Origin of the sequence: Clostridium sp. FS41 (assembly GCF_000954015.1) — a bacterium.
Classification (GTDB): domain Bacteria; phylum Bacillota; class Clostridia; order Lachnospirales; family Lachnospiraceae; genus Enterocloster; species Enterocloster citroniae.
In genome coordinates this window covers 1-13,574 of record NZ_JYHN01000071.1, presented here as the reverse complement: position 1 = coordinate 13,574, position 13,574 = coordinate 1, and the positions used below count along the sequence as shown (strand labels likewise).

At 48.8% G+C, this 13,574-nt stretch carries 12 protein-coding genes and 2 tRNA genes; all 14 read right to left on the bottom strand.

Annotated elements, in window-relative coordinates:
* Positions 1-77: 77 nt before the first annotated feature.
* The 14 genes from CLFS41_RS24185 to CLFS41_RS24120 all read right to left on the bottom strand — a co-directional run bounded on the left by CLFS41_RS24185 (position 78) and on the right by CLFS41_RS24120 (position 13,444).
* Positions 78-755 (bottom strand): DUF6198 family protein, encoded by a 678-nt coding sequence (locus tag CLFS41_RS24185; protein ID WP_045093752.1) that lies wholly within the window; start codon positions 753-755, stop codon positions 78-80.
* Between the two features lie 153 nt (positions 756-908).
* Positions 909-1,940 carry a lysylphosphatidylglycerol synthase transmembrane domain-containing protein gene (locus CLFS41_RS24180; RefSeq protein ID WP_007871467.1) on the bottom strand — a complete coding sequence of 344 codons (1,032 nt, stop codon included), beginning with the start codon at positions 1,938-1,940 and terminating at the stop codon, positions 909-911.
* Between the two features lie 92 nt (positions 1,941-2,032).
* Positions 2,033-2,104: transfer RNA gene (locus CLFS41_RS24175), tRNA-Gln, on the bottom strand.
* 140 nt (positions 2,105-2,244) lie between these two features.
* Complete coding sequence (locus CLFS41_RS24170) at positions 2,245-2,775, bottom strand: RNA polymerase sigma factor (protein WP_045093751.1); 531 nt, start codon at positions 2,773-2,775, stop codon at positions 2,245-2,247.
* Between the two features lie 36 nt (positions 2,776-2,811).
* Positions 2,812-3,996, bottom strand: a complete 1,185-nt coding sequence (locus CLFS41_RS24165) for a cation diffusion facilitator family transporter (RefSeq protein WP_007871470.1) — start codon at positions 3,994-3,996, stop codon at positions 2,812-2,814.
* Positions 3,993-4,742 (bottom strand): tRNA pseudouridine(38-40) synthase TruA, encoded by a 750-nt coding sequence (gene truA, locus CLFS41_RS24160; RefSeq protein WP_007871471.1) that lies wholly within the window; start codon positions 4,740-4,742, stop codon positions 3,993-3,995. Before truA ends, CLFS41_RS24165 begins: the two co-directional genes overlap by 4 nt.
* Positions 4,739-5,275, bottom strand: a complete 537-nt coding sequence (locus tag CLFS41_RS24155; RefSeq protein ID WP_117452087.1) for a VanZ family protein — start codon at positions 5,273-5,275, stop codon at positions 4,739-4,741. Before CLFS41_RS24155 ends, truA begins: the two co-directional genes overlap by 4 nt.
* Before the next feature lie 7 nt (positions 5,276-5,282).
* Positions 5,283-6,458, bottom strand: a complete 1,176-nt coding sequence (locus CLFS41_RS24150; RefSeq protein ID WP_007871475.1) for an aminotransferase class I/II-fold pyridoxal phosphate-dependent enzyme — start codon at positions 6,456-6,458, stop codon at positions 5,283-5,285.
* 35 nt (positions 6,459-6,493) lie between these two features.
* Positions 6,494-7,216 carry a DUF554 domain-containing protein gene (locus tag CLFS41_RS24145; protein WP_040417839.1) on the bottom strand — a complete coding sequence of 241 codons (723 nt, stop codon included), beginning with the start codon at positions 7,214-7,216 and terminating at the stop codon, positions 6,494-6,496.
* Positions 7,217-7,433: 217 nt separating this feature from the next.
* Positions 7,434-8,921: a hypothetical protein gene (locus CLFS41_RS24140; protein ID WP_007871479.1), complete on the bottom strand. Its 1,488-nt coding sequence runs from the start codon at positions 8,919-8,921 to the stop codon at positions 7,434-7,436.
* Positions 8,914-10,008: an ABC transporter gene (locus tag CLFS41_RS24135; protein WP_007871481.1), complete on the bottom strand. Its 1,095-nt coding sequence runs from the start codon at positions 10,006-10,008 to the stop codon at positions 8,914-8,916. The genes CLFS41_RS24140 and CLFS41_RS24135 overlap by 8 nt, the downstream gene beginning before the upstream one ends.
* On the bottom strand, positions 10,001-11,611 hold the full coding sequence (locus CLFS41_RS24130; RefSeq protein ID WP_082082682.1) for a sugar ABC transporter ATP-binding protein: 1,611 nt from the start codon (positions 11,609-11,611) through the stop codon (positions 10,001-10,003). The genes CLFS41_RS24135 and CLFS41_RS24130 overlap by 8 nt, the downstream gene beginning before the upstream one ends.
* Positions 11,612-11,734: 123 nt before the next feature.
* Complete coding sequence (locus tag CLFS41_RS24125) at positions 11,735-12,964, bottom strand: DUF3798 domain-containing protein (RefSeq protein WP_007871485.1); 1,230 nt, start codon at positions 12,962-12,964, stop codon at positions 11,735-11,737.
* 408 nt (positions 12,965-13,372) lie between these two features.
* A tRNA-Gly gene (locus CLFS41_RS24120) sits at positions 13,373-13,444 on the bottom strand.
* Positions 13,445-13,574: the final 130 nt, after the last annotated feature.

Genomic DNA, 13,574 nt, shown 5'->3' with positions numbered 1-13,574 from the left:
TTTTCTGATATTTTTTTAATACCCTTTTTCAATAATTCCTGTTTTGTCCTCTGTTCCCATTACAACAGCCCTGATCCTTATGAGGTCATTGCGTCCGTGGCCTCGGAATAATCCGGAATCCAGCCTGCCAAAGCAGCCGAAACCTTTTCAATAAAGAAATGGGAAATATTTCCCACAATCAGGGCGGCGATCACGGTGCCTTCACGGATTCCCAGCACCTGACCCTTGACCAGGACTGACACCACAACTGCGCTGGCCACAATACTCATATCAAAACCTGTCTTTACATGGCCGAATCTCCAGCCTGTAAGACCTGCGATCACGCGCACAAGGCCCTCTCCCGGAAGGATCAGGACATTTGGTATAACCTCAAGGGCAATCCCCAGTCCCAAAAAAACACAGCCCAGAAGCAGCATCAGTATTTCTCCCACATATCCGCCGGTCTGCCAATAGGTAAGCAGACGCAGCCAGCCATCAATACAGACGGAAAAAAGCAGAGCGGCCGGAAGCTGGAGCAGCTGGATCTTCTGGAAGGATTTTCCCAAAAGGACCACCTGTATGATGAACATGACGGAATTCACCATCATGGTAAACACCCCCAGACTGTGGGGGAAAATAAAGGTCAATACAAAAGCAAGGCTGGTAATCGGCGATGTCCCAAGCCCTGCTTTTGTAATAAGGCTAATTCCCAATGCACTGAATATAACTCCTGCGATAAACATTCCATAACGTTTTAACATATCTGAATTTTTCACGTGCCCGCACCTCTAATTTTTTTGGCATGGCCAAAAATTATTTATATATTTATCATAGCACGTTCAAATCCCCTCCACAATTGGCATACTGACCAACTTCTCTCTTGATTTTCAGCAATATTCGCAAATATTTTTATGATACCTAAAATTTTTTTAGGCCCTTCTCTGCCTTTTATCAATCAGGATATGGGCGATCAGTGTCACGGCTGCACTGAAAACCAGCTGCACATAATAGGCGATCCCCCTGGACAGGACCATGGCAGGAAGCAGCAGGTCCCCATAAAAGATGGGATCAAAGATGGTCAGGAATAAATGCTCGCTGATCCCCATGCCCCCGGGCAGGGGCAGCATATCTGCGGATATGGATATGGCTGACTGAAGCAGGATCAGGGCAGCCATATGTGTTCCTGTGAGTCCAAATGCCTTATACACAAAATATGTAACAGAAAATAAGGCCGTCCTTTGGCAAAAGGTGAGAAACATCACACGGATCAAAACCTCCTTGTGCTGCCGCAGATAGGCGGACGTATCATTGTAATGATCCATGGTCATGTTCAGCCGCTCTGTCCTTGAAGTTTTATCCTTCAGAATGTGCAGCCTGACAAGAAATCCCAGCAGCTTCATCACAATATTCTTGGCAAGGGAAGTATGGAAGGCCAGGATCAGCATGGCCAGACAGAATACAACATTCAATGTGAGTCCCAGATAGAATACGGGCATGGCCTCGCAGACATAGCGGTTCAGCAATCCTCTGCCAAACAGGACCAGAAGACATCCCGTTATAACCAGCACTAATTTATATGTAATGGTGACCACCATCAGCACCACGGTAGCCACAGGCACCGGGATCATGTTCCTTCGCATGTAATACACCTGGGCCGGCTGGCCTCCTCCTGCGGAAGGAGTGATGCAACTGAAAAAGAACCCCACTGAAGAATACATAAAGCAGGTCCTTCTCTTTGTTTTTATATGCAGGGTGCCGAACAGATAGTGAAGGATCGCGGATTCAGCCCATATGAAAAATACCACACATGCAACTCCCATTATCAAATAAAACGTCTTGGCCTCGGTAATGGTTTCTGCGATATCGCTTAAATCTTCCCCTTTAAACACGCTGTAAATGGTCAGCAGAAATACGATCAGCAAAAATGCCCCATTGATCATATTCTTCTTTCTCTTGGACATAGGCTTCCCCTTTTCCCGGTCACCCCGGACAATACCGGGAATATAGCAAAAAATCCCGCAAGAAGGTTCTCTTACGGGATGATAAACGCGAGCTGGGCTACAAGGATTCGAACCTTGAAATGACGGAGTCAGAGTCCGTTGCCTTACCATTTGGCGATAGCCCATCAACACAACGAAGGTTATTATATACTACAGATTTGATTTCGTCAAGTATATTTTGAAAATTTATCCAAAATATATTTCGGACCAATATAGTTCGGACAATATATCTCGGACATCATACAGCCGGAATGTCAGCAGGATGTCAGTTGGGATATTTCAGGATATGCTGAAGTTTTTTCATGGACCGGTTGTATTTGGACAGCACGGTTGCCAGCGGCAGCTCCAGCGCTTCCGCCACCTCCCGGTGCTTCATGCCGGCCGCTGCGTGGAGAAGCACGATCTGACGTTCCTCCCTGCTGATCCTTCCCAGGGCGTCCAGAAGCACCTTTCGGTCAGCCGCCTGTTCAAGGGGTTCGCAGTATACTCCCTCTTCCTTTCCCTCCAGGTCATCAAGGGCCATGTCCGACATCATTTTCTGCTGCCTGAATCTCATATAGCACAGATTCCTGGCAATGGTAAATACCCAGGCTAAAGGCTTTCCCTGGGGAACATAGGAGTCCGCCTTGGTCCATACGCTCAAATAGGTTTCCTGCACCAGGTCCTCGGCCTCATAAGGGCTTTTGGTCAGTGATAGGATAAAGCTGTAGACCGGACGCACTGTTTCCTGGTAAAATTCCCTGAAAGCCTCCCGATCCCCTTCACCCATGGCCTTTATCATTTCTTCCTGTGACATCTACCCGTCCCCCTTCCGGGGATTAGCCTGGTACCGTTACTCCCTGTTACCCGACATAAAGCTGTTTTCCACGGTAATGACGCACTCGCACCGCCTGTCCCGCTGTTTTACTTCATCGCTAATCCTTGCCTTCAGTTTACCCTGGACAGCCTGTTTATATTCCCAGGGAACCACTAAATCAAAGATCAGGTTGATCCTCTCCTGCCCGTCTACCATCCTGAAATCGTGGAACGCCAGGCGGCTGTCAATATTTTCCAGAACCTCCGCCACCATATCCTTAAATTCCATGACCCTCTCATCATGTGTCTCCACAGGGTCCATATGGATGACCAGCAGCATATGGAAACGCCGCATGGCCTCGCGTTCGATCCGGTCGATAATTTCATGACTGTATTCCACATCACAGTCATTGGGGACCTCTGCATGGATGGAAGCCATGCTTCTGCTGGGCCCATAATTATGTACGATCAGATCATGGGTTCCCACAATACCGTCAAATCCCTCCACAAAATTGCTGATCTCCTCGTAGACCTCAGGGTCGATTCCCTCCCCGATCAAAGGAGCAAGGGTATCCTTTGCAATATTCACTCCCGCGACCATGACCACCACGGAAACAATCAGGCCCACAATGCCATCCACATTAAGGCCAAAGGCCCCATAGATGCCAATGGAACATATGGTGGACGCAGTGGTTGCCACATCCCCCATGGCGTCCGCCGCAGTTGCCAGCATGACCTTGGAATTGATCCTCTTCCCCAGCCTTTTATTAAACAGGGAAAGCCACAGCTTTACGCCGATAGAGAGAAGCAGGATAATGATGGATATCCATCTAAAGGACATAAGCTCCGGATGGAATACTTTGCCGATGGATGTCTTAAACAGCGAAAATCCCACCTGGATAACCAGGAAGGCCACAATAAATGCCGCGATATACTCAATCCTTCCGTGTCCGAAGGGGTGATCGTCATCTGCAGGCTTTTCCGCCATTTTCACCCCAATAAAACCAATGATGGAGGAAGCCGCATCAGACAGGTTGTTAAATGCATCCGCCATAACAGAGATACTGTTCACCAGCACTCCGATGAACAGCTTGGCTGCAAACAATAGCATATTACAGCCGATTCCCACCATGCTGGCCAGCGTGCCGTACTGTGTCCGCACCTGGATCTCGTCCACCTGGTCATAATTTTTCACAAAATGTTTTACTAAAAAATCTGTCATCTCAATTCTCCGTATTCTACCTTTTCAAGAAACAGCCCCTGGGAGGGTGCCGTGAATCCGGCCTCCTGCCGGTCCTTTGCCTCCAGAATCCGGCTCATATCACCGGGCTGCCGCTTTCCAAGCCCCACTTCGATCAATGTGCCGGTCAGGATCCTCACCATCTGCTGGAGAAAACCATTTCCGGTAAATGATATATGAAGCTTTGTATCTCCAATGCGCTCAAATTGAACAGACTCCAATGTGCGCACCGTGGATTTTTTCATTTTCTTATTGCCGCAAAAACTTTTAAAATCCCGGGTTCCTGTGAGAAGGTCAGCTGCCTGCTCCATGGCCTTCACATCCAGTTCCAGGCCCAGTCCATAATAATATCCCCTCTGGAACACATCCTTTTTCGGCCCCATCTCAATCTGATACCGGTAGGTCTTTCTCACCGCGTTCAGACGGCTGTGGAACCGCTCTGGAGCTTTTTCTATTTTCCATACCCCGATATCCTCGGGAAGATACCGGTTCAGATATTCCATCACATCCCTGGGCGCCATTTCCCGGTTCAGCCGGAAATCAGCAACCTGTGCCAGGGCGTGGACACCGGCGTCCGTCCTGCCGGATCCCCTCACCTCAACAGGAGTCTCATCCAGACGCTTAAGTATCTCCTCCAGCTTTCCCTGGATCGTTCTGTCCGTATTCCCCTGCTTCTGCCATCCGTCATAACGGGTGCCATCATAGGACAGCCATATCACATAGTTCATCCTGTATTACTCCTATCTTTTTTACTTCGGTCTTTTTTACTACGATCTGTTTTACTTCCCCTCCATCCCGCCAAAGCAGCGGCAAGGAGCAGGCCGCACATCACCCCGCAAAAATCCAGCCACACATCGCTGATCTGTCCGGACCTGCCGGAAACAAAAAGCTGGATAGTCTCATCCACAAAGGGGACTATAAAGGCCATTTCCCCCGCTGTCCTCAATCTCCTGACGCCTGGGATCCATGTCCTTAACCAGGCGCAGAGAATACAGCCCAATCCTGCATATTCTACAAAATGTGCTGTTTTCCTTATGATATGTTCCGTCAGCCAGGCGCTGTCGTATCCCAGCAGTTCCAGAAAGCGGTGGGATTGTTCCAGCAAAAATCCGCTTTGCCGGGAGGAAATACTGGCAGGTGTCAGGGAATTACCGTAAATAATTCCGATATACACAACCAGCACCCACAGCCATGCATTCCGCAGCCCGCCGGATGTTTTCCTGTTGTTCATTTCCTTCCGTCTCTGTTCCCCCTGCGCCATCCGGCCCTCACTCCTGTTCCTTCAAAATCCCGCTTCGGTCCACGGCCTCAATTGCCCTGTTCAAAGCTTCCTCATCCTGTACCAAAGCCAGGCGCACATATCCTTCTCCGGAGGGACCAAAGGCACTGCCCGGAGTCACCATGACCCCTGCTTTCTCCACCATATCCATGACAAATTCCTCCGAAGTCTTGTAATGCTTCGGGATGGCAGCCCACACAAACATGGTGGCCACAGGGCGCTCCATCTTCCATCCGATCCGCGTAAACCCATCGCACATACTATTCCTGCGCGTTTCATACGCCTTCATGGTTGTCTTTACACAGCCCTGGTCGCCGGTAACAGCGGCAATGGCCGCCTCCTGTATGGGGAGGAACATGCCGTAATCCATATTGGACTTTAACAGCTTTAATCGGGACACCACGTTTTCATTGCCCAGGCAAAAACCGATCCTTGCTCCGGCCAGTCCATAGGTTTTGGACAGGGAGTTGAACTCGATCCCCACTTCCTTTGCGCCGGGAAAGCGCAGAAAGCTTCCGCATGTCCTGTTATCAAACACAAGATCACTGTACGCATTGTCATGGAGCACAATGATATCATATTTTCTTGCAAATGCGATCAGTTCCTGATAGAACGAATCCGGAGCCATGGCAGTGGTGGGATTATTAGGGTATGAAACCACCATAAGCTTTGCCTTTTGAGCCACATCCTCAGGAATCTCATCCAGCTGAATGATATAACCATTTTCCTTTTTCTGGGGCATGTAATACAGGTCCGCTCCCGCGATCTTTGGCCCATCGCCAAATACAGGGTAACAGGGATCCGGAACCAGCACCATATCCCCCTCGTCCACCATGGTCAGTGCAATATGCGCCAGGCCCTCCTGGGATCCAAGCAGGGAGCATATCTCCCTTTGGGGATCCAGTTCCACCCCATATCTGCTTTTGTACCAGCCTGCAATGGCATCTAAAAGTTCATTCCTGTCGCTGATGGCATACACATAATTAGAGGGATCCGCCGCCCCTTTGCAAAGCGCTTCCCTTATGTGAGGAGCCGGAGGGATATTGGGCGCACCGATGCTCAGGTCAATGATCTCCTCCCCCTTTGCCATCTTTTCCTTTTTGATCACTGCCAGTTTGGAGAAAATCCCCTCCCCGAAACAATCCATTCTTTTTGCAAATCTCATCTTTTTCATCCTCCCTATTATATCCGTATCTATACTTAAAATCCCAGCAGGCATACTAAAAGCGGCAAAAATACAGCCGGCAGCAGGTTTCCGATCTTTATTTTACTTCCCAGGACCAGATTAAGTCCCAGGCCAAAGATTAAGATGGAGCCGATGCAGGACATCCTGACGATCATCAGTTCCGTCAGGTAAGGCTTTACCAGCCCGGCCAGGGCCGTCATGCTTCCCTGGTATATGCCCACGGGAAACACGGAAAAAGCTGTTCCAATCCCCAGGGCTGCCGTAAATACAATGGAAAGCACTCCGTCCATGACGGCCTTTGTAAACAATGTACTGTAATTGTGATTCAGCCCATCCTCCAGGGAACCTACAATAGCCATGGCTCCCACACAAAAAAGAAGGGAACTGCTGACAAAGGCTTCTGTAAAGGTTCCTGACTTCTGACCGCCGGGAATCCTGGACCTGCACCACTCTCCCAGCTGCTCCAGTTTATATTCAATATTGATCCATTCTCCAAGGGCAGCTCCCGCCACCATGCAAACAACGGTCACAAGGGTATCCCGCGTCTCAAAGCCGTCACCGGATATTGTCATCAATCCCTGTATGGCCCCGGTTACTCCCACAAATACCACACACAGTCCCACTGCGCTGGAAATGGTGTCCTGCAGACGCTTTGGCAGCCCGCCTTTTAACAGCATGCCCACCAGGCATCCGGCCAGGATCGCCCCTACATTCACGATTGTCCCTAATCCAGCCATCATCATCCCTACCTGTTCTTTTTATCTTCATCTTTTTATCTTGTTGGGGCAGGCAAAATGCTTTTTGGAGGTAATATTGCGCATTTTTTAGATTCAACCGCCCATTTTGCCTATTATAGTACAATTTTCCAAATATGACAAGACAGGAAAAGACAGGAAGCCTCCTGGTGGAAACTTCCTGTCCCTTTGATGTTTAATTTTTTTAATACGCCCGGATCTAAGCGCCTGTTCCCGGGCTGGGATTGCCTCCCGTCCCTCCCAGGGCGCCTGCAGGTGGCGGCGGCATGGTGGATGGTTTCACAATCTTTTTCCAGGCATGCATTGCCAGTGCCATAGCGATCACGCCGTAAGATACGAACACACGGAAATACTCTCCGATCACCGGATCTCCAAAAAGTTCCTTGCCGGCCAAAGGCGCTACGATGAACAGTGTGTGGAACAGGATGATACCTAGTATCGCCTGCCTGTTGTTGGCCTTCTGTACGGAAGCGCCGCCAACTAACAGGGCTGCAATGGCGAACTGTCCCACCTGGGTATGTGCGCCGTAGGTGGAAAATGTTCCCACGTTCTGAAGAAAGATCAGCTGTCCCCAGCTTGCCAGCACGGTTGAGAAGATCATGGCAATAATACGCGTCTTGTCAACATTGATGCCTGCTGCATTGGCAACCGTGCGGCTCTGTCCAACCGTACGCATATTCTGCCCCAGGCGTGTGCGCATAAGGGCTGTGTTAAAGAAGCACAGACCGGCAATACACAGATAGGTCATAACAGGCAGATGCACCACAATCAGGACTTTGAAAATAGCGGGTATATAGGTGAGTCCGTATACAGCGGCTGCCAGCACACAGTTGACAACTGCCTTCTTTCCGTTAAACTCCTTCTTATAGATAAACCTGGATGCCAGGAACTTCCACACCTGCCAGATCAGTGTTCCGGCACAGCTCAGCTCAATAGCGTTGAGCAGGAGCAGACGGTCCGTTGCCAGGAACTGTTCGATCACGGGCACAAAGGTCATGCCGTAAACCGCAGCTGCCAGAACCAGCTTGATCGTGGTTGCCTTCCAGTTGATCTCCAGTTTCTTTGACTTCTTAATGATAACGGAGGCAATCATGCCAATCACACAGAGATAGAACCCGATCTCGATGATGGTCAGCATAGGAACCGTATCCAGTGCATACTTGACCGTATCCTTAAGGTCAATGGTGTTCTTAACGCCAACGCCTGTTGCAATCATCAGCGTGGGATTATATAAGGGGATCACTCCGCCGAATATGAACAGGAACAGCAGCTGGTACAGACCTTCCGCAAAGTAGGAAAGGACCAGACCGCCGATCATCTCCGCCCCCTTCATATGGTTGAACAATTTTCCAACCAAAAAGCCGAAGAAAATAGCGATGGGCGTGGCGATTGCAACGGTCAGCAGGAAGCCGCCAATTCCCACAAACCCCCAGTAAGTGGTCAGGAAAATGGCTACCTGTGCTGCCATGGCTCCGATTACAATACCAAAGTTCAGTCCCATACCAGCCAGAACCGGTATGATCAGGGACAGCACCAGAAATGAGTTACGGGCAATACGTGTAAACAACTCCGGTATTACAAAAGTGAGGGGCTGTTTGGAGGCAATGGTTCCGCCCACACACAGGATGATGAACAGAATGACTACCTTATTCTTAAATAACACGTCCAATGTTTTCTTTCTATTCACGTCCATCACCTTCTTTCGTTTGTGCTAATGCGTAGATGATGATACCATTGGAGATGATCAGACGCATTACTTCCGACAGGTTTCCTTCCGGGATAAACTGGTTTGCCACCGGCAACCCCAGCGCCAGGATTCCCTGGAACAGGAATGTGCCAATAAGTACATTGGAAATCCTTGCCCTCTTTGGTGAGGCGCCGCCGATCAACACGGCTGCTACCGAGTTAAAGCCCATCATCATGGGGCCGTTATAAAGCTGCATGAATCCAAATCCCTGGGCATATACAATAATGCCGACTGCGGCAAGAACGGTTGAAAGTGTGGTTCCCACCAGACGCATCCGGTTAACATTAATACCGGCTGCTTTTGCAAACATGGGATTGGAACCTGCTGCCGACATGGCCATACCTGTCTTGGATTTCATAAACAGCCACACTAACAGGCACATAAAAAACATAAACAGCAGCAGGCCTGTAGGCACTGTGAATTTACCGATCTTAAAGGATAATGTATCATTCATGACGCCGCTGAAGGATGTGGACAGGGAGATGGTATTCCTCAGCCCTTTGCCTGCGTTGGGCCATTTCAGCTCGCCGTTTTGGAAGGGAAGAAGCATCCAGAGCATGTTCATGAAGGCAATGATCGAGAAACCCACATAGGTTGTTACAGTCATCTCAGAACCCTTTACCTGGTTTAAGAGAAGGCCGTACAGGTATCCGATCCCGGTGGCCAGGATCACACCGATCACAATGGCGACCAGCACGGACACCCACATTCCAAACATGGGGCTAACCGCCACCAGGGCGGGGATCCTGGCCACATCAAGCTCAATCACGATCAGACCGCCCAACAGGCCGCCTACAATCCCCATGGAAATACCAAAGTTCAGGCCGATTCCGCACTGTACCGCAGGGACCATGGCCAGTGTCAGGATACCGAACATTCCCCATCTGCGGACACAGTCGCTTAAGAGCTGCATTAGGTTCATCTGGAATCCGCCTGCAGCAATCACCAAAAAGATAAAAAAGCCTACAATGATGATACGGGGCAGACCAAACTTCTGCACTGCTGATTTTACAGGATTACTACTCATGATCCTCCCCTCCTTTCACTTTTGTGCCTGACATAGCCAGACCAAATTCCGCATCAGGAGCATCAGGACTTAAGATCCTGGACAGCTTCCCATCTGAGATAATGGCGATCCTGTCAGAGATGGAGCGCAGCTCCACCAGTTCAGAGGATACGATGATAACCGTCATTCCCTGTTCGCGGTTCAGCTTTGACAGATATTCCAACACCAGCTTCTTGGCACCGATATCAATACCGCGGGTGGGCTCGGATACAAAAAGGATATCCGGTTCCAGGGTTAACGCCCTGGCCAGGCATACCTTTTGCTGGTTACCGCCTGAAAGGCTTCCGGCTGCCTGGCGGATACCTGTACAGCGTATATCCAGGCGCTTAACCATATCCTGCGCATGCTCTCTGGCTGTCTTGCCGTCAAAGAGCCGCATCCATAGAACCTTTTTAAGGAATTTGTTATTGGTCTGCATGGCTGAAAAAATGATATTGTGCTCAATGCTCTCATTCAGCAAAAGGCCAACCCCCTTGCGGTCCTCTGATACAAAGGCAATCTTATGCTCCAGGGCGCATCCCAGCTTTTCCAGGTTCAGCGGTTCACCATTGATCATCACCTGTCCCTCGGCCTTATAAAGTCCCATAATACCATTGGGAATCCCCAGTTTTCCCTGGCCTGCCAGACCTCCAATCCCAAAGATCTCCCCTTTGCGTATATCCAGGTTGATCCCCTTTACCTGCTCGCCCGGCATATCCACGTAATAGTCCTTCATGCTCACTGCAATGTTCGTGTCATTGATAATGCGCCTGTCCTCTTCGCTTGTATCCACCAGCTTCTCCACCTTGCGGCCGATCATAAGCTCTGCTATCTCCACCACATTGGTATCCTTGATCTCCCTGTGAGCCACAAATTCGCCATCGCGGAGAATGGTCATGCCGTCCGCCACTGCCATCACCTCGTCCAGGCGGTGGGTGATAAAAATAATAGCAATCCCCTGGGAAGCGATCACACGCATGGCTTCCAGCAGACGGTCCGCCTCAGACTCTGTAAGTACTGCGGTGGGCTCATCAAATACCAGCAAACGGATGCCGGTCTTGTCAATCTCCCTGGCGATCTCAATAAACTGCATGTAGCCAACCGGAAGGCCGGCTACCTTTACATAGTCTTCTATTTGTAACCCTATAGTCTTAAGGGCTTTTTTTGCATCCTTTGCCATCTCTTCAGCGTCCAGGCTTTCCATGGATTTGCCAAAGATACGGCTGACCAGATTCGGGGTACTAATTTCACGTCCAATCTTTATATTCTCCGTTACGGTAAAACCAGGAATCAACATAAACTCCTGATGAACCATTCCAATTCCCAACTCCATTGCCTTTAATGGAGTATCAATATTCACCGGCTGGCCTGCCATTTTCACAGATCCGCCAAATCCACCGGTGGAGTGAATGACCGGCATTCCAAATAAAATATTCATGAGTGTAGATTTTCCAGCTCCGTTCTCACCCATGAGAGCATGGATTTCACCTGGCTTAATGTGCAGGTTAACTCCTTTGAGTACCTGGTTACCGGAATATTCTTTTGTAATATGATCCATTTCCAGGACATACTGTGTATTATCCAAGTTCACAACCTCTTTTCCTTCGGACTTCTTTAAAAACTCCACGCCGCCTTAAAAAGGTTTCGCCGTCTGCCAATGCAGGACGGCGAAACCACAGATACAATGAATTCTTACAATATGTATGAATTACTCAAATGTAACGAAGTCTGCCATTACCAGGTAATGGTTGTCTTTTGCATTACCACTGTCATCTACATAATTGTCAATGGTCATCTGGATCTCACCTGCGCACTCCTGAAGGGTATCACGAAGTACCTGATCATCCAGTACAACACCATTGGTCTGTCCCTCTAATACCTTCTTAGCATACTCCACACCGGCCTCAACAAACAGCATGTTACATGGAACACCCCATGTGGAAACTCTTCCGTTCATGCCGGCTTCGTCAACCTTTGCCTGAAGCTGATCTAACATGTAATCCACATCAGCCTCATGTCCGGCCATATCGATATTCAGTGCAGCCGGGAATGCATGGAATGGGGATGGGCAGCACTGTAAGGAGTAGATTGCGCCCTGCTCAAATACGGAACGGATCAATGGCTCCTGCATACCGCAGTTGGTTGTGAAGAATACGGTATCCTTGCCATACTTCTCAATCTGACGCGGAACATCCTCAAGGATGAACTGCTGAGCGCCTGTGATACCGGAATCACCGGTCGGGTCCGGAGCAGTTACGTCAACTAACTCAATGCCGTTCTCTGCACAGTATTTCTTCAGGTTCTCATGACGTGCAACGATCAGGGCATAACTCATGTGACGGGGGAAGGAATAATGGATCATGGTCTTGGCTCCCTGTGCCTTTGCCTGAGGAGGAATCACGATGCCGCATCCCGGCTCATCTACCTGTAAAACAATATCAGCCTTCGGATTGATAACGCCTGGATCCTCGCCTGGAGTACCTGCGATAAAGATCATGTCAGGACGTGTCTCACGTACCTTATCAATGGCTGCGGCTGTTCCGGGAATGGCCTGGCACCATACGATTGCCTTTACAGCCGGATCAGAGGCCATCGCTACCGCATTAGAGATAACGGTCTCTGTCTCAGTGGAGAAATTATCCGGATATGTAGAGGTAACGATCATGTCGCCATACTTTTCTTTCATCTTGTTGGCCTGTGTAATCTCCTCATCACCCTGGGAAGCAGTACCTGTGATGATACCAATCTTAAAATCGGCAGCAGGCGCTTCTGTCTCAGTTCCCTCAGCTGCGTCCGTCTCTCCGCCTTCTGCTGCAGTGGTTGCAGGAGCTGCGGTTGTGGTTGGCGCCTCAGTTGCTGCAGGCTCTGCGCTACGGCATCCTGCCAGTGAGAATGCCATAGCGGCCGCCAGTGTAAGGCTCAGTAATCTTTTTTTCATGCTCTCTCTCCTTTTAATAAACATTTTCTTCTAACTTTTCCAAGCAGGTTACAAAGCTTTTTCTTCGCCCCTTCTTATGATGAAAGTTATGTTCAAAATTATACCATATAAAAATGGTTTATGTCTACTGAAAATGTGCAATATTTACGTTTTTATATCATCTCTCTTTAAATTATATTTTATTGTTGACCAAAAAACCAAATAATTCTGATTATCACCAAATAAAAGAAAATTTTATGCATCTTATACATTTATGTAAACCATTGATTTTGTGAAGGAAAAACTACCATAATAAATTATTTTTATGAGGTAACGTGGGCAATCAAATGAGCAAGAATTAAGCAAGAAAACTAGGCAAATAAAAAACTGGAATTTCTTAATAATCAAGAAATTCCAGTAAACAAAAAAAGCGCGAGACGGGATTCGAACCCGCGACCCTCGCCTTGGCAAGGCGATACTCCACCACTGAGCCACTCGCGCATTTACTTATTATTTAGTTATCAGGTATCATACATACCTTCAAAACCACATATTGAAAACCGAATTGAAACTTCCTTCTTTTCCCCTAAACCTTTTGGTTAAGCCCTCGACCGATTAGTATTAGTCAGCT